This is a genomic window from Arthrobacter oryzae (assembly GCF_030812315.1).
Classification (GTDB): Bacteria; Actinomycetota; Actinomycetes; order Actinomycetales; family Micrococcaceae; genus Arthrobacter; species Arthrobacter oryzae_B.
Genome location: NZ_JAUSSM010000012.1, coordinates 42,876 through 64,993 on the forward strand (window position 1 = coordinate 42,876; position 22,118 = coordinate 64,993).

The 22,118-nt window shown below is 66.2% G+C and carries 24 protein-coding genes and 2 riboswitches; of the genes, 15 read left to right on the forward strand and 9 right to left on the reverse strand.

Features of this window, described 5'->3' with window-relative positions; genetic code table 11:
• Window positions 1-43 precede the first annotated feature (43 nt).
• The 6 genes from J2S97_RS20020 to mnhG are packed head-to-tail and all read left to right on the forward strand — an operon-like array spanning window position 44 to window position 6,583.
• Entirely contained in the window at window positions 44-3,067 is a 3,024-nt protein-coding gene (locus J2S97_RS20020; protein ID WP_307051689.1) for a Na+/H+ antiporter subunit A, read from the forward strand.
• Window positions 3,064-3,711, forward strand: coding sequence for a Na(+)/H(+) antiporter subunit C (locus tag J2S97_RS20025; protein WP_307051690.1), 648 nt, complete (start codon window positions 3,064-3,066; stop codon window positions 3,709-3,711). The genes J2S97_RS20020 and J2S97_RS20025 overlap by 4 nt, the downstream gene beginning before the upstream one ends.
• Window positions 3,708-5,369: a Na+/H+ antiporter subunit D gene (locus tag J2S97_RS20030; RefSeq protein WP_307051691.1), complete on the forward strand. Its 1,662-nt coding sequence runs from the start codon at window positions 3,708-3,710 to the stop codon at window positions 5,367-5,369. Before J2S97_RS20025 ends, J2S97_RS20030 begins: the two co-directional genes overlap by 4 nt.
• Entirely contained in the window at window positions 5,366-5,911 is a 546-nt protein-coding gene (locus J2S97_RS20035; protein WP_307051692.1) for a Na+/H+ antiporter subunit E, read from the forward strand. The genes J2S97_RS20030 and J2S97_RS20035 overlap by 4 nt, the downstream gene beginning before the upstream one ends.
• Window positions 5,908-6,186, forward strand: a complete 279-nt coding sequence (locus J2S97_RS20040) for a monovalent cation/H+ antiporter complex subunit F (RefSeq protein WP_307051693.1) — start codon at window positions 5,908-5,910, stop codon at window positions 6,184-6,186. The genes J2S97_RS20035 and J2S97_RS20040 overlap by 4 nt, the downstream gene beginning before the upstream one ends.
• On the forward strand, window positions 6,176-6,583 hold the full coding sequence (gene mnhG / locus J2S97_RS20045) for a monovalent cation/H(+) antiporter subunit G (protein ID WP_307051694.1): 408 nt from the start codon (window positions 6,176-6,178) through the stop codon (window positions 6,581-6,583). The genes J2S97_RS20040 and mnhG overlap by 11 nt, the downstream gene beginning before the upstream one ends.
• Window positions 6,584-6,693: 110 nt before the next feature.
• On the opposite strand, the gene J2S97_RS20050 is transcribed toward mnhG, so the two are convergent.
• Window positions 6,694-6,957: a DUF4235 domain-containing protein gene (locus J2S97_RS20050; protein ID WP_307051695.1), complete on the reverse strand. Its 264-nt coding sequence runs from the start codon at window positions 6,955-6,957 to the stop codon at window positions 6,694-6,696.
• Window positions 6,958-7,131: 174 nt separating this feature from the next.
• Window positions 7,132-7,274: riboswitch (TPP riboswitch) on the forward strand.
• Between the two features lie 72 nt (window positions 7,275-7,346).
• Here J2S97_RS20050 and J2S97_RS20055 point away from each other — a divergent pair.
• Genes J2S97_RS20055 through J2S97_RS20065 form a run of 3 tightly spaced genes read left to right on the forward strand, consistent with a single transcriptional unit; the run spans window position 7,347 to window position 10,433 of the window.
• Window positions 7,347-7,979, forward strand: coding sequence for an ECF transporter S component (locus J2S97_RS20055; protein WP_307051696.1), 633 nt, complete (start codon window positions 7,347-7,349; stop codon window positions 7,977-7,979).
• Between the two features lie 16 nt (window positions 7,980-7,995).
• On the forward strand, window positions 7,996-9,633 hold the full coding sequence (locus J2S97_RS20060; RefSeq protein ID WP_307051697.1) for an ABC transporter ATP-binding protein: 1,638 nt from the start codon (window positions 7,996-7,998) through the stop codon (window positions 9,631-9,633).
• A complete protein-coding gene (locus J2S97_RS20065) occupies window positions 9,630-10,433 on the forward strand; it encodes an energy-coupling factor transporter transmembrane component T family protein (protein WP_307051698.1) in 804 nt (267 codons plus the stop codon). The genes J2S97_RS20060 and J2S97_RS20065 overlap by 4 nt, the downstream gene beginning before the upstream one ends.
• A 33-nt stretch (window positions 10,434-10,466) precedes the next feature.
• Here the strand turns inward: J2S97_RS20065 and J2S97_RS20070 are convergent, their stop codons facing one another.
• Together J2S97_RS20070 and J2S97_RS20075 are read right to left on the reverse strand one after the other, a co-directional pair.
• Complete coding sequence (locus J2S97_RS20070; protein ID WP_307051699.1) at window positions 10,467-10,817, reverse strand: hypothetical protein; 351 nt, start codon at window positions 10,815-10,817, stop codon at window positions 10,467-10,469.
• Window positions 10,818-10,921: 104 nt separating this feature from the next.
• Entirely contained in the window at window positions 10,922-11,869 is a 948-nt protein-coding gene (locus tag J2S97_RS20075; protein ID WP_307051700.1) for a DUF6973 domain-containing protein, read from the reverse strand.
• A gap of 198 nt (window positions 11,870-12,067) precedes the next feature.
• On the opposite strand from J2S97_RS20075, the gene J2S97_RS20080 reads away from it, so the two are divergent.
• The 4 genes from J2S97_RS20080 to J2S97_RS20095 all read left to right on the forward strand — a co-directional run bounded on the left by J2S97_RS20080 (window position 12,068) and on the right by J2S97_RS20095 (window position 15,808).
• A complete protein-coding gene (locus J2S97_RS20080) occupies window positions 12,068-13,591 on the forward strand; it encodes a UDP-N-acetylglucosamine 1-carboxyvinyltransferase (RefSeq protein WP_307051701.1) in 1,524 nt (507 codons plus the stop codon).
• A gap of 110 nt (window positions 13,592-13,701) precedes the next feature.
• A complete protein-coding gene (locus J2S97_RS20085) occupies window positions 13,702-14,964 on the forward strand; it encodes a glutamate--cysteine ligase 2 (protein ID WP_307051702.1) in 1,263 nt (420 codons plus the stop codon).
• 28 nt (window positions 14,965-14,992) lie between these two features.
• Window positions 14,993-15,316 carry a hypothetical protein gene (locus J2S97_RS20090; RefSeq protein ID WP_307051703.1) on the forward strand — a complete coding sequence of 108 codons (324 nt, stop codon included), beginning with the start codon at window positions 14,993-14,995 and terminating at the stop codon, window positions 15,314-15,316.
• A gap of 99 nt (window positions 15,317-15,415) precedes the next feature.
• Complete coding sequence (locus tag J2S97_RS20095; protein WP_307051704.1) at window positions 15,416-15,808, forward strand: nuclear transport factor 2 family protein; 393 nt, start codon at window positions 15,416-15,418, stop codon at window positions 15,806-15,808.
• A 102-nt stretch (window positions 15,809-15,910) separates the two neighbouring features.
• Here the strand turns inward: J2S97_RS20095 and J2S97_RS20100 are convergent, their stop codons facing one another.
• Together J2S97_RS20100 and J2S97_RS20105 are read right to left on the reverse strand one after the other, a co-directional pair.
• Window positions 15,911-16,309, reverse strand: a complete 399-nt coding sequence (locus J2S97_RS20100; RefSeq protein ID WP_307051705.1) for a hypothetical protein — start codon at window positions 16,307-16,309, stop codon at window positions 15,911-15,913.
• Between the two features lie 5 nt (window positions 16,310-16,314).
• Window positions 16,315-16,938 carry a hypothetical protein gene (locus J2S97_RS20105; RefSeq protein ID WP_307051706.1) on the reverse strand — a complete coding sequence of 208 codons (624 nt, stop codon included), beginning with the start codon at window positions 16,936-16,938 and terminating at the stop codon, window positions 16,315-16,317.
• A gap of 393 nt (window positions 16,939-17,331) precedes the next feature.
• On the opposite strand from J2S97_RS20105, the gene J2S97_RS20110 reads away from it, so the two are divergent.
• Window positions 17,332-18,048, forward strand: a complete 717-nt coding sequence (locus tag J2S97_RS20110) for a hypothetical protein (RefSeq protein WP_307051707.1) — start codon at window positions 17,332-17,334, stop codon at window positions 18,046-18,048.
• Here the strand turns inward: J2S97_RS20110 and J2S97_RS24075 are convergent.
• The 4 genes from J2S97_RS24075 to J2S97_RS20125 are packed head-to-tail and all read right to left on the reverse strand — an operon-like array spanning window position 17,987 to window position 20,404.
• Entirely contained in the window at window positions 17,987-18,559 is a 573-nt protein-coding gene (locus tag J2S97_RS24075; RefSeq protein WP_373460602.1) for a methyltransferase family protein, read from the reverse strand. The two genes, J2S97_RS20110 and J2S97_RS24075, sit on opposite strands and share 62 nt — an antisense overlap.
• A complete protein-coding gene (locus tag J2S97_RS20115; protein ID WP_307051708.1) occupies window positions 18,510-19,718 on the reverse strand; it encodes an O-succinylhomoserine sulfhydrylase in 1,209 nt (402 codons plus the stop codon). The genes J2S97_RS24075 and J2S97_RS20115 overlap by 50 nt, the downstream gene beginning before the upstream one ends.
• Entirely contained in the window at window positions 19,719-20,129 is a 411-nt protein-coding gene (locus J2S97_RS20120) for a rhodanese-like domain-containing protein (protein WP_307051709.1), read from the reverse strand.
• Window positions 20,126-20,404, reverse strand: coding sequence for a DUF1737 domain-containing protein (locus J2S97_RS20125; RefSeq protein WP_307051756.1), 279 nt, complete (start codon window positions 20,402-20,404; stop codon window positions 20,126-20,128). The genes J2S97_RS20120 and J2S97_RS20125 overlap by 4 nt, the downstream gene beginning before the upstream one ends.
• A 58-nt stretch (window positions 20,405-20,462) precedes the next feature.
• Window positions 20,463-20,578, reverse strand: a riboswitch (SAM riboswitch).
• Between the two features lie 243 nt (window positions 20,579-20,821).
• On the opposite strand from J2S97_RS20125, the gene J2S97_RS20130 reads away from it, so the two are divergent.
• Entirely contained in the window at window positions 20,822-22,117 is a 1,296-nt protein-coding gene (locus J2S97_RS20130; protein WP_373460603.1) for an NtaA/DmoA family FMN-dependent monooxygenase, read from the forward strand.
• The last annotated feature ends 1 nt before the right edge of the window (window position 22,118 follow it).

Here is a 22,118-nt window from a genome sequence, read left to right on the forward strand (position 1 = left end):
TCCAACTTTTGACAATCGAATTCCTGACGTTGCGGAGATACCAGTGATCACAGTCCTTGCCGTGCATTTCGCGGTGGCCGCTGTGGCGCCGTTCCTGTTCCGGAAATTCCGCAGGAATTCGTTCTACGCGCTGGCCGCGGTCCCCGCAGGATCATTCGCCTGGCTGCTTCTGCAGCGCGACGCCGTTTACCAGGGTTCGGCTGGGGGCGCGGTCACCGAGACCCTTCCGTGGATCCCCGAACTCCAGATCGAACTCGCGTTCCGGATGGACGCCCTCGCCTGGATCATGTCCCTGCTGGTGCTCGGGGTGGGTGCGCTGGTTCTGGTCTACTGCGCGCGCTACTTCAAGAACAAGGACAGCAACCTGGGCGGCTTCGGCGCCCAGCTCCTGGCCTTTGCCGGGGCAATGTTCGGCCTGGTCACGGCCGATGACCTGCTCCTGATGTTCATTTTCTGGGAACTCACCACCATCCTGTCGTATCTGCTGATCGGCTACGCCCGCACCAGGCTCTCGGCCCGGCGCTCTGCCCTGCAGGCCCTGATGGTCACCACGGCGGGCGGCCTGGCCATGCTGGTGGGCCTGATCGTCCTGGGGTTCAGCGCCGGAACCTACCGCATTTCAGCCATCCTGGAGCAGGCTCCGGAGTTGGCTTCCGGTCCGGCAGCGGGCGCCGTGGCCGCCGCCGTCGTACTGATCCTCATCGGTGCCGTGACGAAATCGGCACTGATCCCGTTCCATTTCTGGCTCCCCGGCGCGATGGCAGCGCCCACCCCGGTGAGCGCGTACCTTCATGCCGCGGCGATGGTGAAGGCCGGCGTCTACCTCGTGGCGCGGCTGGCGCCCGGGTTCGCGGAGACTACCTACTGGCTGCCGATGGTACTGGTCCTGGGCCTGGGCACCATGCTGGTGGGCGGGTACCGGGCGCTCCGGCAGACCGACATCAAGCTCATCCTCGCCTACGGCACAGTCAGCCAGCTGGGCTTCCTCACCATGGTGGTGGGGCTCGGCAAACCGGACGCTGCGCTGGCCGGGCTTGCCCTGCTCCTGGCCCACGGGCTCTTCAAAGCCACCCTGTTCCTGGTGGTGGGCATCATCGACCACCAATCCGGAACCCGTGACCTCCGCAAGCTGTCCGGCGTCTACAAATCGTCCCGCGCGCTGGCTGTCGTCGCGGCCATCGGTGCCGCCTCGATGGCCGGAATCCCGCCGCTGGCTGGCTTTGTGGCCAAGGAATCGGTGTTCGAGGCCTTCGTGCACTACGGCACCTCACCTGACGCCGCCGGTCAGGCCAACCCCTGGGGGATGGTGGTGCTCGTCGGGTTGGTCCTGGGTTCCATCCTCACCTTCGCCTACAGCGCACGGTTCATGTGGGGCGCCTTCGCGGCGAAGCCGGGCATCGAGCCCACACCGTTCAAAGCCATCAAGCCGTCCTTCCTGGCTGCCCCGGCACTGCTGAGCCTGCTCACGATCGTTTATGGCCTCTGGCCGGCGCCGGTGGACGAATGGATTCAGCCGTACGCCGCTGAATTCGTGCACGACGGCGGCGACCCGGCAAGCGCCGCAGGGCACCTTACGCTGTGGCACGGGCTCACCCCCGCGCTGGGCCTGACGGCCATCACCTTCGTGCTCGGCGTGGCCATGTTCTACGGACGCAACCTCGTTGCCCGGGTGCAGAGCCTGGTGCCGGCCTGGGTGGACGGTGACCGCGCCTACCAGGTGACCATCGGCGCACTGGACGACGTCGCCGTCTGGGTCACCGGACGCACGCAGCGTGGTTCGCTGTTCTTCTACCTCGCGGTGATCCTCACGGTGGCCTTCACGCTTCCCCTTACCGCCCTGATCATTGCAGGGAAGCCCCTGCCGGACGGCCTGTACTTCATCGACCCCAATTCGCCGCTGCAGCTCGTGGCGGGCGCCGGCATCGTGATCGGGGCGCTGGCCGCCGTGCGGGCGAACAAGCGGTTCCTTGCGGTGCTGATGGTGTCTGTGACCGGCTACGGCATCGCCCTCATGTTCGCCCTGCAGGGCGCACCGGATCTTGCCCTGACCCAGATGCTGGTGGAAACCATCATCCTCGTCGCGTTCGTGCTGGCCATGCGCAGCCTGCCTGCCGAACTCCGGGACCGCACCGGCGGCAAGTACCGTGTGATCCGTGTGATCATCGGCGTGGCTTTCGGCGTCACCATGATCTTCGTGGCCATCTACGCCATGGGCGCGCGGATTGCGACGCCTGTCTCCCTCGAGTTCCCGCGACTCGCCTACGAAGGCGGCGGGGGACTGAACATCGTCAACGTCACCCTCGTGGACATCCGGGCATGGGACACCTTCGGTGAGATCTCCGTGCTCGCGTTGGCCGCCACGGGCGTGGCCAGCCTCATCTTCGTGAAGGGGCGCGGCGACGGCATCAGGGCCTCCGCCTCCGTGGCCGAAGGCACTGTGGGCCGGCGGTCCGTCGCCGGCCAGAGTTCCCGTGACAGCGCCGCACTGGCGCTGACCCGCAAGTTTGCGGCCTCCAGCAGGGACGCCTGGCTCGTTGCAGGCCGCACGCTGGCTCCGGAACGGCGCTCCATCATTTTTGAAGTGGTCACCCGGCTGGTGTTTCACTCGATGATCGTTTTCTCCATCTACCTCCTCCTCGCCGGCCACAACCTTCCCGGCGGCGGCTTCGCGGGCGGGCTGATGGCAGGACTCGCCCTGACCATCCGGTACCTCGCCGGCGGCCGCTTCGAACTGCGGGAAGCCACCCCGGTGGGCGCGGGAACTCTGCTGGGCATCGGGCTGGCCACGGCGGCGGCATCAGGGGTGGTGCCGCTGCTCCTCGGCGGCCAGGTCTTCCAGAGCGCCATCATCGAACTGTGGCTGCCGGTGTTCGGTGACATCAAGTTCGTCACGTCCACCATTTTCGACATCGGCGTGTACATCGTGGTGGTGGGCCTGGTGCTGGACGTGCTGCGCAGCCTGGGCGCCGAAATCGACGAACACTTTGAAGAGCACCCGGCCGGTGAGACCGAAGGGCAGGAACCGGACGGCGTTCCGGCGGAAACCACCGGGAGGGGGAAAGCATGAGCGTCAACCTGACACTGCTGACGGTCATGGGAGCGCTCTATGCCTGCGGCATCTACCTGATCATGGAACGCAGCCTCACCCGTGTCCTCCTGGGCCTGATGCTGCTGGCCAACGCCACCAACCTGCTGATCCTGGCCACCGGCGGCTACGCCGGTCTGGCCCCCATGTTCAGCAAGGACACGGACCCCCGGGACTACAACGACCCCCTCCCGCAGGCGCTGATCCTGACCTCGATCGTGATCTCCTTCGCGGTTACCGCGTTCATGCTGGGCATCATCTACCGTTCATGGGTGCTGGCCCGCCGTGATGAGATCCAGGACGACGTAGAGGACATCCGCGTTGCGGAAACCCCCAGCTTCGATGCCGAGGACGATTCCGAGATCCCCGTCGAGACGTCCGAGTTTCCGTTGACCATGATCGGATCCGACGGCAAGGGAATTTCCGATTCGGGCGTTTCCGGCGACAGAACCACCGGCGACAGCGTTTCCGGTGACAGCCCCGAGAGCGACCAGGCGGACGGCCCCGAAGCCGGCGCCGCCACCGTCAAGGCCGGCGACCACAGGATCCAGGCCAAGGACGCCGCGGCGGAAGAAAAGCCCGGCTCCCAAAACGTTACCCCCGGCCCGGAAGGAGGCGTGAAGTGAACATCGCAAGCTTTGCCCCGCTCGCCGTCGTACTTCCCATCCTCGGCGCCGCCCTGACCTTCGTGCTGATCCGGCACTCGCGGGCCCAGCGGGTCGTCAGCATCACGCTGCTCGCGCTGACACTGTTGCTGGAATGCGTGCTGCTGGCTTCCGTGTGGGACGGGGGAACCGAGGCCGTCAACATCGGCGGCTGGCTGCCGCCGTGGGGCATCGTGATGGTGGTGGACCAGTTCTCGTCCCTGATGCTGGTGGTCTCCTCCACTGTCAGCCTCGCGGTGCTGGTGTACGCCACCGGCCAGGGCATGGCCGACGGCGACCAGGACGCCCCGCTGTCGATCTTCCACCCCACCTACCTGATCCTGGTGGCCGGGGTTTCCAACGCGTTCCTGTCGGGGGACCTTTTTAACCTCTACGTGGGGTTCGAGATCCTGCTGACGGCAAGCTACGTGCTGATGACCCTCGGTGGAACCGGCCCCCGCATCCGCGCAGGCGTGACCTATGTTGTTGTCTCCGTAGTGTCGTCGGTCCTGTTCCTGATCGCCATCGCCATGATCTATGGGGCCACCGGCACCATCAACATGGCTGACCTGGCCATCAAACTCGCGGACCTGGATTCGGGAACACGGATGCTGCTGCACGTGATGCTGCTCGTGGCGTTCGGCATCAAGGCGGCCGTCTTCCCGCTGTCCTTCTGGCTGCCTGACTCATACCCCACGGCGCCGGCCCCCGTCACTGCTGTGTTCGCCGGCCTGCTGACCAAGGTGGGCGTCTACGCGATGGTGCGCACCGAGACGCTCCTCTTCCCCGGGGACTCACTGAACACCCCGCTGATGGTGGCGGCGCTGCTGACCATGGTGGTGGGAATCCTGGGTGCGCTCGCGCAGAGCGACATCAAGCGTCTGCTGTCCTTCACCCTGGTGAGCCATATCGGCTACATGGTGTTCGGCCTGGCCATGTCCTCCGTGGCCGGGCTTGGTGCGGCCGTGTTCTACGTGGCCCACCACATCACCATCCAGACCAGCCTCTTCCTCGTTACGGGCCTGATCGAACGCCGCGGCGGCAGCTCGTCGATCGACCGTGTGGCCGGGCTTGCCAAGCTGTCCCCGGTCCTTGCCCTGCTGTTCTTCATTCCCGCCATGAACCTGGCCGGGATCCCGCCGTTCTCGGGTTTCCTTGGAAAGCTTGGGCTGCTCCAGGCCGGCGTGGAACTCGGCACGCCACTGGCCTACGCCCTGGTGATTGGCGGCGTCCTGACCAGCCTGCTGACGCTCCTGGCCATCGCCCGGGTATGGAACCGCGCGTTCTGGCGTAAGCCCGAGGATGCGGAGAACCCGGACCCCGTGCTGCTGGCTGCCCCTGAGGACTCCGACACGGGCCACCGCGCGGGCAAGCGCAACGTCACGCTCCTGCCGCGCACCATGGTGGGCTCCACCCTGGGGCTGGTGATCTTCGGCGTGGCGCTCACCGTCTTCGCCGGGCCGCTGTTCAGGGTGGCGGACCAGTCCGCCGTCGACATGCTGGACAGGTCCTCCTACATCCAGGCGGTGCTGGGCGAGAATGCGCCGGTGCCACCGATCGCCCAGCCTGAGCCCGCCCAGCCTGAACCGGCCCAGCAGGAGGCCCAGCCTGAACCGGCACAGCAGGAGGCCCAGAGATGAGCCGACGGCGGATTTCCCTCCGGCAGGAACTGCCGCTCCTGGTCTGGCTGGTGTTTGTCTGGGGTGCGCTCTGGCAGGACTTCAGCCCCGGCAACCTCCTTTTCGGAGCGCTCATCGCCGTGGTGGTGGCCAGGCTGTTCTACCTGCCCCCGGTGGAACTGGGCGGCCGCTTCAGCATTGTGCGTGCCGTCGCGTTCGCGATTGTGTTCCTGGGCAAGGTGGTGGCCGCCAGTTTCCAGGTGCTGTACCTGGCGGTGGCCCGCGGGCCCAAGGTGACCAACGCCGTGGTGGCTGTCCAGCTCCGCAGCCATTCGGACCTGATGGTTACCGCCACCGGCCACGTCATCTCGCTGATTCCGGGCTCGCTGGTGGTGGAGGTGGACCGCTCCACCTCCACGCTCTACATCCACGGATTGAACGTCCGGAACGGAGAGGATGTGATGAACCTGCGCAAGGAAGTCCGGGACACCGAGGCCGGGCTGATCAGGGTCATGGGTACCAAAGACGAACTGGCCGCACTGAAACAGGAGGAGGGCGCATGATGGAGATCGTGCTGATAGTGACGGCCGTGATCCTGTCCCTCGCCGCTGCCGGGGCCATCATCCGCATCGCCATCGGCCCGTCCCTGCTGGACCGGGTCCTTGCCTCCGACGTGCTGCTGGCCATCATCGGGGCCACGCTCTGCATAGACATGGCCGTCAACCGGCACCTAAACAACCTGATGCTGCTTGTGGCGCTGTCCATCATCGGGTTCATTGGGTCCGTGACCGTGGCCCGCTTCGTGGCAGACCGGCGGGAGCAGCCCCATGAATCCTGAAGTATCCGGCGTGGACACAGTCATAGACACGGTCTCGGCCGTTTTTATGGTGGTGGGTGCCCTGATGTCCCTCGGCGCGGCCGTTGGCCTGCTGCGCTTCCCCGACCTGATGAGCAGGATGCACGCCGCCACCAAGCCCCAAGTACTGGGACTCTTCCTGCTGCTGGCCTCGGTGGGCCTGCAGCTGGGGACATGGTGGGTGTGGCCTGTGCTTCTCGTGGCGTGGATCTTCCAGCTGCTCACCGTGCCGGTGTCCGCGCACATGGTGGGCAGGGCCGGTTACCGCACCAAGCACCTGCACAAGGAACTGCTCACCACGGACGAGCTGGAGGCCGTGGTGCAGAAAGCCGCCGACAAGCGCGACGCGGACGACGACGAAACAAGCGGCCCAGCCTAAGTCTGGGCGGTCCGGTCTAGCGCACCATTGCAGGAGTTTTTGTCCAGATACCGCGGCCTGGAGGCCAATTAACGGCCCGTATCTGGACAAAAACTCCTAGGGGCAAGTTGCTAGACGATGTCCTGGCTCTTGGCGAAGCGGGTGATGGCACGCTGGGTGCCGCGGTTGGCCAGAACCTGGATGATTGCGCTGACCGACGCCGAAACCAGGGCAAAGGTCAGGGCGCTGCGCAGGGTCGTGGGAATGTCATCCTTGTCGCCCTTGGGGGGCTTCCTGCCGGTCACCTTTTCCCAGACGACGTCAACAGCCTTGGTGCCGGCGAATCCGGCCAGCAGGCTCACTCCGGTTCCAAGCAGCTTGATAAAAAAACTCATGAGACGTACTCCTCAGCGGACGGAAACAGGGCTTCCCCTAGCCTAGCCCCATCGGTGCGCGGAGGGCGGGCTGCCCTGCTCGGGGAACAAGGCGTCGAGCCACCCGATTGTGACAACTTCCCCGGGATTTCGCGGGCCCTCGGGTGTAAACTGATCAACGCCCACAAGGGCGATTTGATACGACAGGGGAGCGTCGCCGTCGGGCATCACTGGAGCAGTCCAGGGAACCGGAGGCGGGCGCTGAGAGTGCGGACAGCCGCAGACCCTCGAACCTGATCCGGTTAGTACCGGCGCAAGGGAGTCGAGTTCTCAGAGTGTCCGGCAGCAGGCGGCGGAAGCCGCGGTCCGGCCGGGAAACACTCTCCCCTCCTGTACCTCAGGAGGAAGACATGACTGATATTTCTGCAAAGCAGACGTTGCACCACGGCAAGAAGAGCTGGCGTGTGGTGGACATTGTTGTTGCCGCGTTGATCGCCGTTGCCGGCGGCGTTATCTTCTGGGCCTGGTCCCAGGGTGCCGCCGCAGTTTCGCCCCCCATCAACGCGGTCTACCCGCCGCTGACCGGCCTCATCGCCGGTGGCTGGATGATTCCCGCGGTCCTGGGCATGCTGATCATCCGCAAACCGGGCGCTGCCCTCTTCTGCGAAACGGTGGCTGCCACCGGTGAGCTGATCATGGGCTCGCAGTACGGCGCGTCGGTGCTGTTCTCCGGCTTCGTGCAGGGCCTCGGCGCGGAAATCATCTTCGCCGTGTTTGTCTACAAGAAGTTCAACCTGCCCGTGTCGCTGCTGGCCGGTGCCGCGGCGGGCCTCTTCTGCGGACTCAACGATTCGTTCGCGCCGTGGGGCTGGAACATCGCCTACGCCGCCGGTGACAAGCTGGCCTACATCATCTTCACCGCCATCTCGGGCGCCATCATTGCCGGGGCGCTGTCCTGGATCGCCACCCGCGGCCTGGCCAGGACCGGCGTGCTGAGCTCCTTCGCTTCCCGCAAGGCAGCCACGGAGCCCGTCTTCTCCTGATGACTGCACACCGCTCATGACGTCTTCCGACACCGTCCGCCCCGCAGCGGTCACGGCACGGGGCTGGGGCTGGCGGCACGCCGGCCGGACCCAGCCGGCCGTCCATGGCCTCGACCTGGACATTCAGCCCGGCGAACGCGTACTGCTCCTTGGCCCCTCCGGTGCAGGCAAATCCACGCTCCTGCATGCCCTTGCCGGAGTGCTCGGTGACAGCGATGCCGGCGCCCATCATGGAGACACCGCGGACGCCGAGGACTCCGACGAGGCCGGTGCCCTGCTGATCGACGGCGCCCCGCCGCGGGCCCAGCGCGGGCGTGCCGGCCTGATGCAGCAGGACCCCGAGACACAGGTGGTCCTCTCCCGGCTGGGGGACGACGTCGCCTTCGGCGCCGAAAACCTGTCCGTGCCCCGCGTGGATATCTGGAAGCGGGTGGGGGAGGCGCTCGACGACGTCGGGCTGGCTCACCTGCCGCTGGACCACCCGACGTCGGCCCTATCTGGCGGGCAGAAGCAGCGCCTGGCGCTCGCCGGCATCCTCGCCATGCGCCCGGGGCTGCTCCTCCTGGACGAACCCACCGCCAACCTCGACCCTGCCGGCGTCCTGGAGGTCCGCGACGCCGTGGGCCGGTGCCTGGACAAGACCGGGGCAACGCTGGTGGTGGTGGAGCACCGTGTGGGCGTTTGGAAGGACCTTGTGGACCGGATCGTGGTGCTGCAGCCGGGATCGGCCACGGACTCCGCGGTGCTCCTGGACGGGGCCCCGGACCAGGTCCTGGCGCAGGCGCGGGACATGCTCGTGGCGGCCGGTGTCTGGGTGCCCGGGTATGTGCCCGCCACCCGGACGCGCTCCGGTGCCGCGGCCCCCGCGGGCGTGACCGGCTCCGGCGTGTCCGGCTCGGGCGTGCCCGGCTCCGGGAACCTCCTGCTGGCAGCTGAGGCGCTGGCCGTCTCCCGTGAAAGGCCCCGCCGCCGGCGCTTCAAGGCCGTTCCCCCGGTCCCGGTTCAGTCCGGCATCACTGCGCAGGTCCGGGCCGGACGGGCGCTGACCATCACGGGACCCAACGGTTCCGGAAAGTCCACGTTTGCCCTGACGATTGCCGGACTGCTCCAGCCGGTGGCAGGCAAGGTGTCTGCAACGGTTGACCTTAGCGACGGCGCCGGAATCGACCCGTACAAATGGAAGGCGGAGCAGTTGATCTCCCGGATCGGAACCGTGTTCCAGGAACCGGAGCACCAGTTCGTCACCGGCCGGGTGCTGGACGAGCTGATGTTCGGCCCGCGGCACCTCGGTCATGGCGAGGAACGCGTGGACGAACTGCTGGAGCGCCTCCGGCTGACCAAACTGGTTGATGCCAATCCCTACACCCTCTCGGGCGGCGAGAAGCGCAGGCTGTCCGTGGCCACTGTCCTGGCCGCACACCCCAGGGTGCTGATCCTGGATGAACCCACGTTCGGCCAGGACGCCAACACGTGGGCGGAGCTGGCGTCCTTCCTCTCGGAACTCCTCGACGCCGGCACCGCCGTGGTGTCCGTGACCCACGACCAGGAGTTCAGCGACGTCCTGGGCGGCACCGAGCTGAAACTTGGCGCGCCCGAACTCAATCTCGCTGCGCGGGAGCCCGGCCCGCGCAATCCCGAGGTGGCCGCGCCATGAGGGAAGCGTTGACCCTGCACGCCAACCATGCCCTGCTCACCAGGGCCAATCCGCTGGCCAAGTTCGGCGTCGTGATGCTCATGACCGTGGTGCTGGCGCTGTCCATCGACTGGGTGTCCGCCTCCGTGGCGCTGGCCTTCGAGCTGCTGCTGTTCCCATTGGCCGGTCTCACCGTCGCGCTGTTGTGGCAGCGAGGGTGGCCGCTGATCGTGGCGGCGGCACTGGGCGGCTGGAGCACCTCGATCCTGGCGCCGGACACCGGAAAGATCCTGGTCGACGTCGGCATCTGGTCCATCAGTGAAGGCTCGCTGGAGCTGGGGCTGGGATTCCTGCTGCGGGGACTGGCGATCGCCCTTCCTGCGGTGCTGCTGATGAGCTGCACGGACCCCACGGACCTGGCGGATGCACTGGCCCAGAAGGCGAAGCTGCCGCACCGGTTTGTCCTCGGCACCCTGGCTGCAATGCGGCTCGTAGGGCTGATGGCCGAGGAATGGCAGACGATCGGCATGGCCCGGCGTGCCCGCGGCGTGGGCTCGCACGGGACTCCCGCGCAGCGCCTTCGGGCAACGCTCGGGCAGAGCTTCGGCCTCCTGGTGCAGGCCATCCGGCGTGCTTCACGGCTCGCGGTCACGATGGAGGCGCGCGGCTTTGGCGGAGCGCAGCGCACCTGGGCGCGCGAATCGACGTACAGCGCGCTGGACATCTGGGTGGTCCTCGGCGGGCTCCTCATTGCCGCCGCGGCCGTCTCCGCGGCAGTCGGCGCGGGGACCTGGAACATGGTGTTCCTCGAGCAGCAATAGGCGGATTAAAGAAGGCTGCTTTTCCCACGTGCGCTATTCGCGCCAATTGAGGAATCCCGTCTGGCCATCCAACGGCGTAAGCACGACGTCGCGCCCATACTTCTTCTTTGCATCCTCACCGAAGAAGGCATCCGGAATAATACGAATGGCCTTGGCGACCTTGCCGTCCTTGAGGAAGATGAACAACGCCGGGGAACCCGTGTAGCGGTTCTCCCTCGTGACCGCCTCGCCGAACGCTGCCTCAATGTCTTTCGCGGGTGTCCCCTCGGTGACGAAGCCGGCCTCGTCCCAGTCAAAGTCGGTGGCATCGGCCAACCTCAGCTCTGTGCCCGCGGTCGCCGCTTCCAGCACCCGGCTGTTCAGATTTTCGTTTCCTTCAGGCATCGTGGTTCCTCCAGGGGAGCAGGCGCCAAGGGCGCACGTCAGGACAAGCGAGAGCAGAACCAGGAAAAAGGTTCGGGGTTTGGACCGCTGCGCAGACCGGTTCATCACGACGTCGTCCGGGATTCGTCGTTGAACTCCGGGTCATGGCCTGGAGCGGGCTCAGCGTTGTTCGCGTCGCCCGTTTGGTCCATGGGAATTTCGTTCGATGGACGCGGCAGCATGTCCTGTCCGACCACCACGGTTTCACCGCTCCGGACGGCCTGCTCGATCAGGCCAGCAAGCTCTTCGGTGCTGGCGTCCGGGTTTGCCACGGCTATGTTCCTGCCCACCTCGTAGTTGTACAGGTCCATGGCCTCGCGGGGTGCGGGGTTGCCGGGGAGCTGTTCGTGTGCGGTGGCGTAGTCTTCCGCCCACTCCGCACCGTATTCCTTTACCATCAGGGCGTTCCAGTAGGCATGCCGGAAGGCGTCGTTCTGGTCATCGTTCCGATCGGGGCTGGGGAATCGTTCATCGGCTGCATTGAAGGCGTCGTCGTGGATGTCCTTGAAGGCCTTTATTTCAAACGGGCCGAGGCCATTTAGCATTTCGGCCTCTTTCTCCGTGACATCAACTTGGTCCACCGCAAGCCGCAGAGGGTCCCAGTCCGAGGGCCACTCGGTGGTCTCCGCGTCGCTGACCTGATACTTCTCAAGGATTTCCTCAGGGGTGGGCCCGGACGGCTGTGTCAGGGTGGAGGCGGGTGCCCCCATGCTGCCGGCCCCGGAGAATGCCGAATGCACCGAAGCTGTCGCAGATGCGGAACTCTGCTCGTCGGCATTGAGCGCCGCGCGCTTGGAGGCCTCCTCGAGGCCCTGCGAGGCTCTCTCGATCAAGGGCCGGAGTCGACTCTGCCAGTCTGCAGCGAACTCCCTGGCGTCGTGCCCCTCCCAGTAATTGCCCTGTGCGATCACCGAGTCCAGTTCGTTTGCCTTGCTGGCGAGCCGCGCAGCCCCTGCTTTCAGGGACTTCGACAGTAATATCAGATGCTCGACGTCCGCGCCGTACAAGCCCATCCTTCCCCCTAGAAATGTTCTCCCTTCATCCTGCTGCACGGCGGCCTGGCGGGCAATGGGGACAACTATCCGGAGCCCATCGGACCCGTGGTCCGCGCAACCCCCTCGCATATCGCACGAAGTGGATATTCCGTGAGTTCAAACGCAGTTTACGGCGTTTCGCGTGGCCTAATAGCTCATGCGTGATATTTTTTTCGTATGACTCAAGAGACAGCTGAACACGTAGGCCTGCTGCTCCGCGATGCCCGCGGAGAAAAAGGCTGGACCCAGGGGCAGCTGGCGGCGGAACTGGGAACCAGCCAGAGCGCCATTGCCCGGATGGAACAGGGCAAGCAGAACCTCAGCCTGAAGATGATCCAGCGGCTCGAAGCAATTGTGGGCCGCAGCATCGTCAAAGTGGGCCGGCCGCAGATGACGCACCTCCGGGTGGAGGGCGGCCACACCCTGTCCGGGACCGTGGACGTCAACACCAGCAAGAACGCCGGCGTCGCCCTTCTCTGTGCCAGCCTCATCAACCGCGGCACCACCACCCTGCGCCGGCTTGCCCGGATCGAGGAAGTGAACCGGATCGTCGAGGTCCTGACGAGCATCGGCGTCGAATGCACGTGGCTCAACGCCAACGATCTGCAGATCCGCCGCCCGGCCGTCCTGGACCTGGACTCCATGGATGTCGAAGCTGCCCGCCGCACCCGCAGCGTGATCATGCTGCTGGGGCCGCTCCTGGACGAGTCGGCAGAGTACCGGCTTCCGTACGCAGGCGGCTGCGACCTGGGCACCAGGACCGTTGAGCCGCACATGCAGGCCCTTCGCCAGTTCGGCCTGTCCGTGGAAGCCAAGTCCGGCTTCTATTCAGTGCAGGCACCGCCGGCCGACGGCGACAACCGCACCTTCGTGCTGAGCGAACGCGGTGACACAGTCACCGAAAACGCCATCATGGCGGCGGCGCACCGCCGCGGCACGACGATCATCCGCAACGCCAGCCCCAATTACATGGTCCAGGACCTCTGCTTCTACCTGCAGCGGCTGGGTGTCGTGATCGACGGGGTGGGAACCACCACCCTGAAGATCACCGGGTTGCCGTCCATCGACGTCGACATCGAATACTTCCCGTCCGAGGACCCCATCGAAGCGATGAGCCTCATCACGGCCGGTATCGTGACCAATTCCGAGGTGACCATCCGTCGGGTCCCCATCGAGTTCATGGAGATCGAACTCGCCACGCTGGAACAGATGGGCCAGGCACTGGAGATTTCCGGGGAATACTTTGCCCGCAACGGACGCACCCGGCTGGTGGACGTCACCACGAAGCCCTCTGCGCTGCATGCCCCCGCGGACAAGATCCACCCCATGCCGTTCCCCGGCCTGAACATCGACAACCTGCCGTTCTTTGCCGTCATTGCCGGCAACGCCGAGGGCCAGACGATGATCCACGACTGGGTCTACGAGAACCGTGCGATCTACCTGACTGAGCTGAACAAGCTCGGAGCCCGCGTCCAGCTGCTGGATCCGCACCGGATCTATGTGAACGGCCCCACGCGGTGGCGCGCCGCAGAGGTGGGCTGCCCGCCGGCACTGCGGCCGGCCGCTTGCATCCTGCTGGCCATGCTGGCAGCCCGCGGAGTATCCGAGCTGCGTAACATCTACGTGATCGAGCGTGGCTACGAGGACCTGGCCGAGCGGCTTAACACCATCGGCGCGAAGATCGAGTACTTCCAGGACTGATCGCGTCACGCTCGCGGACGTGCTGCACGGCGCGTTCGCGGGAGTGCCCGGTTCATTAGCTTCCGTTACGGAGCCTGTCTAACGCGGCGTCACGGGCGCACAATGTATGCATGCGAACTTTCGGGGTTGAGGAAGAGCTGCTGATCGTGGACCCCGTGACCGGGGAGCCGCTGGCGCTGGCGGACGCCCTCCTGACAGGGCGGAAGCTCGCGGCCGACGACGCCCCGGACAAGCCGCGGATTCCGGATCCCCATGACTCAACGCATGACTCAACGCATGACCCAACGCATGACCCAACGAACGACGACGACGCCACCGGGCTGACGGCCGAGCTGAAACTTGAGCAGATCGAGACGCAGACACGGCCGTGCCTCGACTATGCGGAATTGCTCCATCAGATCCGCCAGGGCCGGGGCCTGGCTGACCGCGCCGCCAGGAAACACAGTGCCCGCGTGGCCGCGCTGGCAACATCGCCGATTGCCTCCACGACGCACACCACTCCGAACCCCCGCTACGCCACCATGCAGGAGCGGTTTGGGCTCACGGTCTATGAACAGCTGACCTGCGGGTTCCACGTCCACACCTTCATCGAATCGCCCGAGGAGGGCGTGGCCGTCCTCGACCGGATCAGGGACAAACTGGCGGTGCTGACGGCACTCAGCGCGAACTCGCCGTACTGGAACGGTGTGGAGACCGGCTTCGAGAGTTACCGCACGCAGGCCTGGAACCGCTGGCCGACGTCGGGGCCGTCCCAGATCTTCGGCACGCACTCCATGTACCGTCGCGTGGTCACCCGGCTGCTTGACAGCGGTGTGCTGCTGGACGAGGGGATGATCTATTTCGACGCGCGGCTGTCCCGCAACCACCCCACCGTGGAGGTTCGTGTGGCAGACGTCTGCCTTGAGGCCGAGGACGCTGCGCTGATCGCTGTCCTGGTGCGCGGCCTGGTGGAGTCGGCAAGCAGGGAATGGCAGGCCGGGGTGGACCCCGCCCCTGTCCCCACCGTGCTCCTGCGAATGGCGGCGTGGCAGGCAAGCAACTGCGGGCTTCGCGGGGAGCTGCTCGATTTCGGCACGTTCCGCCCGGCTCCGGCTGAGGAAGTGGTTGAGGCGCTGGTGGACTTCGTGGCACCGGTTCTGGTGGAACAGGGCGAACTGGAATTGGCCCGGGAAGGCGTTCGCAGGATCCTGGACCGCGGGACCGGTTCGGAACAGCAGCGCCGTGCCATGCAGGAGGGACTCGTCGGCGCCCCTGATGCCGCCGCCGGGCTGGCCGCCGTCGTGGCGCACGCGGTGGAAGTCACCATGCGCCGGGCCGAAGACATCAACGCGCGCGAGCCGGCGCCGGTGCTGTTGCGCGTTCGGCAGTCCTGATCAGTTCCTACAACCCCCGGAGCGCGCCATGGAAACCGAATTCGCCCAAGTCACCGGCCATGATGTCACCACCATCACCTGCGTCTGCGGAAACACGGTGGGCGATGAGGGGCTGATCCAGGCCAACTCCGAAGGCATGCCTGTCCACCTCGGCGGGGCCACGCCCGTGCCTGCCGGTCTGGCCGCATGGCCGTCGGACGAGGACCTCTACACGCTCTGCCCCGCCTGCGGCCGTGTCTACCACGACACCGTTATCGAAGAGACAGGAACCGCGCCGGTGGCCTTCACAGTGGATGTCGCCGCCGCGCCCGTAGCCGACGCCATCCGCATCCACTGGGAGCTCGATACCTAGGCCCTGCTGTAACCGGGATCCATCGACAAGCAAATTGGCCGGGAATAGCCTTAACCCGTCCGAGAATTACCCGGCGACGATGACGGAAAGGTGCCCGAAATGGGAACCAAGGAGAATGCTGAACTGGTCCGGCGCGGATACGAGGCCTTCAGCGCGGGTGACATGGGAACCCTCGGCGAATTGTTCGCTGAGGATGCAATCTGGCACGCCTCCGGAGACGGTGTGCTCTCGGGAACGAAGGAGGGCCGCGATGCGATCCTGGCCTACTTCGGTGAACTGGGAACGCGTTCCGGAGGGAACCTGAAGGTGACCGTTGAGGAGATCATCGCGGGGGAAACAAACACCGTCGCGGTGCAGCACAATCATGCGGAGAACGGCGGCAGGGCCCTGGACCAGGACGGAGCACTCGCGTTCCGGGTCCGTGACGGCAAGATCGCCGAGGTGCGGGAGTTCTTCCAGGACACCGCCAAGGGCGACGCGTTCTGGGCGTAGCCGAGGGGACGGGCAAGGAGGGCGCCGGTTGGCGCCCTCCTTGGTAACCCTGGACTTCTGCTCTACAAATCCACTGGGAGCCCGATACCTGGCTGCGGCGATTCAGTCCGTCTGTCCGACCTGCCAGACATCCGTAGCACGGCAGGATTCCGGCATGGACACGCCCTGCAGTGAATTGCCCGTGCCGCCCCCCAGAGCGATCTCATCCCCCGAAACGTAGGTGGATCCCTGGTAGTTGAGCTTGCCGTCCCCCCACTCGACTTCGTCCACCGGAAATGCGGGAACCCAGTTGACACCGTCCGGCGCTTCCACATAGAGGCACCCAGCGTTGAGGACCAGTGTCCCTTTGAGCAGGGCAGTATCGCTTCCGCTCCCGTACGTCACATATGTCGCAAGCGGCGACGAAGGCGAGGACCCGGCCGCCGGGTCCGCAGTCGGTACCAACCCGCAACCGGATACCGCCAGGATGGCGGCAGCCAGCAGGATCAGGCGCCTTAGCACGGAAATCACCTCCCAGCCCAGTACTTTTGCACCTTTGGAGCCGCCGCGGTGAGTTGCTCTCCGCTGATCAGAACGGACACCTCGGCCATACCGAGGTCGTCCCATTGCGCCACCACCCGGGTGTCGCCGCCGAGGGGGAGCGGCCACAGCCAGAACCTGCTGGAGGCGAAGAGCTCATCGTCGTTGGCCGAGCCCCCGCCGCCGCCCGCCATCATCAGGACCGGCCCCGCCACGGTCCCTGACCCATCAAACATGCCCGGGTGCAGGTGGGAAGCGGTGGTCTTCCGCCCGTCAGGCAGGGCGACGCCGAAACGGAGGGCGCCCCCGCGTCCGCCCTCCGCATCCAGCCTGTAGCCGCCGCGGTTGAAGCACTGATCGGCAATAAGGCTCCATTCGCTGTCCTTCTCGCCGGACCGGCGGACTGCCCACACCACTTCGAACAGGCACCCGGTGGAAAAGACCTCGACGCTTTTCGCGGCCATGACCATCCCTTCAGACCGGTGAAGGAACTGCCCCACTGCAATGACCGCAGGAAGCTCGTCCGACGGCGGTCCGGCCCAAACCGGCGGCACGTGCCTGGGCGGGCGGGGTCGCTGCGGCGGTTCGGGAATGTCGTCAAAGAAGGACATGCCATCATCCTTGCACTGCCGTCCGGGCCGGCGTCAGGCCGGCCGTCAGGGCCGCCGTCAGGACAGCCGTCAGGGCCCTCCGTCAGGACGGCCGTCAGGGCCGGGGCGGATGCCGGCGGGCCGATGGAAACAGGTAGTGAACACTCTGTTTGCGCGGGGACTCGGTGCAGTAGTTTAGGCGCTATCGCGTCAGTCAGCGGTGCTCGAGGGGGATCGTGGCACCGGCGGACGACCCTAATCGGCCGTCGCCAGACCCGATCCCCTTCACCACTTTCGCGCGCAGCAGCACGCCGTATCCGCCTGACGCCCCATCACTGTGCCCGGCGGGTCCGGTTCCGGAACGCGCCCCCGAAAACCCCGGGGCGGACCGGTTCATTGAACGGGGATCAGTCCATGCAAAGGCGCATTACACCAGCAGCCATCCTCCTGACGGCGTTCCTGGCCCTCGCCGGGTGCGGAACAAATAGCGGAACCGGAACCGCAACCTCCTCGCCACCTTCCCCCAGCCCCACGCCAAGCCCGGCAAAGACGTACACCGATGCCGACCTGAGCGCCCTCCTCGCCACCCTGAAGGATGCCCAGGGGCGCCCGCTGACCGTGGTTCCCGCGGCGCAGATCGACCAGGGCATCATCAAGGCCAAAGAGGTGCTGAAAAGTGCGGTCTTCACGCCGCCGGAGTGCAATGTCTTTGCCGACAGCAACTCCCAGATCCCCGAGGACAGCACCTATGCGGCCGGAACCACAGTGTCGGCCGCTGAGAAGACGGCGATCGTGGTCACCGTCATCGCCCTCAAAGACGCCAAGGAGCTGACGGACCATCTGGAGGCTTCGCGGAATGCCTCAGCCGCGTGCAGCAATTTCACCGTAGAACTGGCCGGACAGAAGATCACTACCGAGGTCCAGCCGGTGGACGCCAAAACGAAGGGTGACCAGTCCTTCGCCGCGCTGGCTAAGCAGAGCCTATCCACCGGCGAAAAGCAGACAGCGCTGACCATGACAGGCATCAAGGGAAACCTGGCCGCGACTGCCGTGAAGGCAGGACCGGAAGTCACCCCGAACGATGCACCCGAGCTGGCCCAGCTGATTGACACCATCCTTGCCCACGGCTGAGTGCCGGAGGAACGTACCGCGGCACTGCGTGCCTGTAGTGCCTGAACTCGTCGCCGAATTTGTTCTCCAGCTGCGACTCCTCCCGGAGTACCTGCCGGTGGACGGACGCGGCCGAAAACGGGAGGGCGGCCGTAGTCCACGCGTCACCCTGCACCACGCCAATCCCCAGGTGCAGGAGCGACCAGCCGACGTACATCGGGTTGCGGCACAATGCATAGGGGCCGGAGGTGATCAGGACGCCGGGCTCCGCCAGGCGTGTGCCGCGGGCGGCCGCCCAAGCCCAGCCGATCAGGGTGCACCCCGCTACCATGGCCGCGAGGCCAATGCCCCGTTGCCAGGCAAAGCGCCGCCCGCCGCCCAGGGGCAACGGAAGCACGCGCTGCAGCAGGAGGCCGGCGCCTATGCCCAGCAGGTTCGGCTCCGGCAGCGGGAAATTCGAGGCCAGCGCCCGCCGGGGCGCGCTAGATCTGCTTGAGCGCCTGTTCCAGGTCCCGGATGAGGTCGTCAACATCCTCGAGTCCTACCGAAAGCCGCACCACACCGTCGCTCAGCCCGATGGCCGCACGGCCTTCCGGGCCCATGGCGCGGTGCGTGGTTGTGGCGGGGTGGGTGATAAGTGACTTCGCATCGCCAAGGTTGTTGGAGATGTCGATGACCCGCAGTGAGTCCAGCAGTGCAAACGCGGCCTCTTTAGCGGTGCGGCCCCCCGACGGCGAAAGCTCCAGCGTGAGCACGGTCCCGCCGGCTTTCATCTGCTTTGCGGCCAGCTCGTACTGGGGGTGGGACTTCAGCAGCGGGTACTTCACCCAGCTGACGGCGGGCTGCTCCTCAAGCCATTCGGCCAGGCGAAGCGCGGAGGCCGAGGAGTGGTTGACACGCAGCGCCATGGTTTCCAGGCCCTTGGTCAGGACCCAGGCGTTGAAGGCGGAAAGCGCCGGTCCGGTGTGGCGCATGAGCTGCTTGACCGGGCCGTCGATGAACTCCTTGGTGCCCAGGATGGCGCCGCCGAGGACCCGGCCCTGGCCGTCAATGTGTTTGGTGCCGGAGTATACGACCACGTCGGCGCCCAGGTCGCCGCAGCGCTGGAGCAGGGGAGTGGCAAACACGTTGTCGACCACCACCGTGGCTCCCGCCGCGTGCGCCAGTTCGCTGACCGCGGCAATGTCCACAATCTCCTGCATGGGGTTCGACGGCGACTCGAAGAATACGGCCGTCGTCGGCTCCGCCAAGGCGGTGCGCCACTGCTCCAGGTCCGGCCCGTCCACGAACACCGTTTCAACGCCCCAGCGCGGCAGGATCTCATTCAGGATGACGAAACACGAGCCGAACAGCGAGCGTGCAGCCACCACCCGGTCGCCGGCCGCGAGCAGCGCACCCAGTGCCGTGAACACGGCGGACATGCCGGACGCCGTCGCAAAGCACGCCTCGGTGCCCTCGAGCAGCCGGAGGCGCTCCTGGAAGGTGGCCACCGACGGATTGCCGTAGCGGGAGTACACGAACCGTTCGTCCTCGCCCGTGAAGGCGCGTTCGGCGGCTGCCGCGGATTCGTACACGAAGCCGGAGTTCAGGAAGATCGGCTCGGCGGTCTCCTGGAAATTGGTACGGTCAAGGCCGCCGCGGACAGCCTGCGTGTCGGGGCTCCAGCCGGCGGCGTCGGGATTGAAGGTCACTTAGTTCTTTCCGAGGTTGGTGGGCAGGCCGCGGTTCTTCCAGCCGTTGACGGTGCGCTCGCCCCAACGGTCCGGTTCGCCCTCGAAGCCTTCAAGGACGTTGTACGCGGTGAAGCCGGCCTGCGTGGCCGCGATTGCGGCGGCGACCGAGCGGACGCCGGAACGGCAAAGGAACACCAGTTCGATGCCGGTGTCCTCCGGGGCCTGCTGCTTCAGCTGGTCGATGAATTCCGGGTTGGGGATTCCGCCCGGGAAAGTCCACTGGATGAAGAGGGGATCGTTCTCCGTGGCCTTGGTGTCGGGGATGCCGATATGCGCCCACTCACCCTCGGTGCGGACATCCACCAGGACCGCGCCCTGTTCCAGCTTGGCCCAGGCATCCTGCGGGCTCAGGTCTCCGGCGTAGCTCACGCGTGCCCCTCGAAGGCCTCGCCGGGGAAGTCGACGTCGAAGTCCAGCTCGTCCACCGCGGTTGCCACGGCGGCGTCTGCGGTGGCGACTGCCGCGGGCAGGATCACGGCCTGCGCCACGATCACGCTGTTGCCGTTGAACGTGGCCGCCGGGCTCCCGTGCAGGACGTACCCTTCGGACAGTGCCGCGGAGATGCGCTCGCAGAAGGTTCGGTCATCGGGGCCGGTGATGAGCCGGTAGGCCAGCTTTTCCTGGGGCAGGTCCTGGCTGGCGATGGCCGGCTCGGCGGCCGGGGCCAGTGGGGCGGGTGCGTCAGACACGACGGATCTCCTTCTCTCACGCTTGCAGCTCGAATGGGTCGATATGCCGAGTATTCACCTGAGGCACCCCGCCGCGAAAGGGAGGGTTGCCGACCGGCCAGTCAGGGCTTGGCGCCGGTTCTCATTACTCCCCAAAAACGTAACACTTACGACGCCGGCCCGCACCGCCGCCGTCGTCATCTTCCGTAACGGGACCACGCGCAATGCGCAGTTAGCTGGGAGCCATTTGTGGGCCGCTTGGGGGCCGTACGTAACTCAGTGTTGCAGTTACAAATGCCGGTGCCGGGAGGATAATGACGGGAGATGAACCGCTGTAACGCCGGATGAAATCAGGCAGCCGTGAACGGATCCAACGGGAATACAGTCAGTCCCATGCTGCACTTCGGTTGGTTTGTGGGTCACGGATTTGGCGTCCAGGGCTGGGGCACTCCCGGCTACGGCATCGGTTACGACTGGAAAAAGCCGGCGCTCTACCAGCACGCCGTGCGGGAATTCGAGCGGGCGGGGCTGGACCTGTTCATCATCGAGGACTCCCTCACCGTGCCCGACACGTACGGCGGAAGTGCCCAGGTGTCGCTGGCGCAGGCGTCCTTCGCGCCCAAGCACGATCCGCTGGCCCTGGTTCCGTACCTGCTCTCCGCCACGGAACACCTCGGCATCGTTCCCACGGTGAGCGCGTCCTTTTATCCGCCGTTCACGGCTGCGCGGCTGCTGGCGACCCTGCAGCACTTCTCCAGCGGGCAGCTGGGCTGGAACGTGGTGACCTCCGGCAGCGACCTTGCGGCCCAGAACTACGGCCTGGACCAGCAGATCGAGCACGACCTCCGCTACGAGAAGGCGGAGGAATTCGTGGACGTGGTGCGCAAGCTCTGGCGCAGCTGGGAGCCGGACGCCATCGTGGAGGACGCGGCGGCGGGCATCTTTGCGGACCACACGAAGGTCCACCCCATCAACCACGACGGCGACTTCTTCAAGGTCCGCGGGCCGCTGAACACGGCGCCGCTGCCCGAGGAGCCGGTGCTGGTCCAGGCCGGTGCGTCTCCGCGGGGCAAGGCGTTCGCTGGCGGCAACGCGGACGTCGCCATTGCCCTGGCGAGAGGTGTGGACGGCATGAAGGCCTACCGCGATTCGATCCGCGCCGAGGCAACCGCGGCCGGGCGGAACGCCGACGACGTCAAGGTGCTGTACGTCTTCAAGCCCACCGTGGTGGGCTCGCGCGCTGAGGCTGATGAACTCCGGGAGCAGCGCCGGCAGCTCACCCAGCGCGACATCGACAGCCAGCTCAACTCCATCTCGTACCTTTCGGTGATCGACTTCAAGCAGTTCGACCTCGACGCCCCGCTCCCCGAACTCACCACCAACAGCAACCAGGGCACCCTGGACCATTTCGCCAAGGCCGGTCCGCCCGGGTCCACGCTGCGCCAGCTCCTGCAGGCACGCAGCGGCGGCGCCGGGGACAGCATCATCGGCACTGCCGAGGACATTGCGGACTACCTCGAGGAGACCGGGGCGGAGGTGGGCGGGGACGGCTTCCTGTTCTCCGGATTCGTGGACCCGGCCACGGTTCACGGGGTGCTGGACCGCCTGGCGCCGGTGCTGCGGCGCCGCGGGCTGCTCCGTACAAGCTATGGCGACGGCGGCTTCCGCCGGAACCTGCTGGACTTCTAGT

Excerpts from the sequence above, each read along its gene's own strand:
- J2S97_RS20050 (WP_307051695.1), bottom strand. The coding sequence starts at position 6,957 with ATGAGTTTTTTTATCAAGCTGCTTGGAACCGGAGTGAGCCTGCTGGCC.
- J2S97_RS20090 (WP_307051703.1), top strand. The coding sequence starts at position 14,993 with ATGGAAACCGAATTCGCCCAAGTCACCGGCCATGATGTCACCACCATC.
- J2S97_RS20025 (WP_307051690.1), top strand. The coding sequence starts at position 3,064 with ATGAGCGTCAACCTGACACTGCTGACGGTCATGGGAGCGCTCTATGCC.
- J2S97_RS20035 (WP_307051692.1), top strand. The coding sequence starts at position 5,366 with ATGAGCCGACGGCGGATTTCCCTCCGGCAGGAACTGCCGCTCCTGGTC.
- J2S97_RS24075 (WP_373460602.1), bottom strand. The coding sequence starts at position 18,559 with ATGTTGACGACCTCATCCGGGACCTGGAACAGGCGCTCAAGCAGATCT.
- J2S97_RS20105 (WP_307051706.1), bottom strand. The coding sequence starts at position 16,938 with ATGTCCTTCTTTGACGACATTCCCGAACCGCCGCAGCGACCCCGCCCG.
- J2S97_RS20080 (WP_307051701.1), top strand. The coding sequence starts at position 12,068 with ATGACTCAAGAGACAGCTGAACACGTAGGCCTGCTGCTCCGCGATGCC.
- J2S97_RS20130 (WP_373460603.1), top strand. The coding sequence starts at position 20,822 with ATGCTGCACTTCGGTTGGTTTGTGGGTCACGGATTTGGCGTCCAGGGC.
- J2S97_RS20110 (WP_307051707.1), top strand. The coding sequence starts at position 17,332 with ATGCAAAGGCGCATTACACCAGCAGCCATCCTCCTGACGGCGTTCCTG.
- mnhG (WP_307051694.1), top strand. The coding sequence starts at position 6,176 with ATGAATCCTGAAGTATCCGGCGTGGACACAGTCATAGACACGGTCTCG.
- J2S97_RS20075 (WP_307051700.1), bottom strand. The coding sequence starts at position 11,869 with ATGGGCTTGTACGGCGCGGACGTCGAGCATCTGATATTACTGTCGAAG.
- J2S97_RS20055 (WP_307051696.1), top strand. The coding sequence starts at position 7,347 with ATGACTGATATTTCTGCAAAGCAGACGTTGCACCACGGCAAGAAGAGC.
- J2S97_RS20065 (WP_307051698.1), top strand. The coding sequence starts at position 9,630 with ATGAGGGAAGCGTTGACCCTGCACGCCAACCATGCCCTGCTCACCAGG.
- J2S97_RS20095 (WP_307051704.1), top strand. The coding sequence starts at position 15,416 with ATGGGAACCAAGGAGAATGCTGAACTGGTCCGGCGCGGATACGAGGCC.
- J2S97_RS20040 (WP_307051693.1), top strand. The coding sequence starts at position 5,908 with ATGATGGAGATCGTGCTGATAGTGACGGCCGTGATCCTGTCCCTCGCC.
- J2S97_RS20070 (WP_307051699.1), bottom strand. The coding sequence starts at position 10,817 with ATGCCTGAAGGAAACGAAAATCTGAACAGCCGGGTGCTGGAAGCGGCG.
- J2S97_RS20085 (WP_307051702.1), top strand. The coding sequence starts at position 13,702 with ATGCGAACTTTCGGGGTTGAGGAAGAGCTGCTGATCGTGGACCCCGTG.
- J2S97_RS20060 (WP_307051697.1), top strand. The coding sequence starts at position 7,996 with ATGACGTCTTCCGACACCGTCCGCCCCGCAGCGGTCACGGCACGGGGC.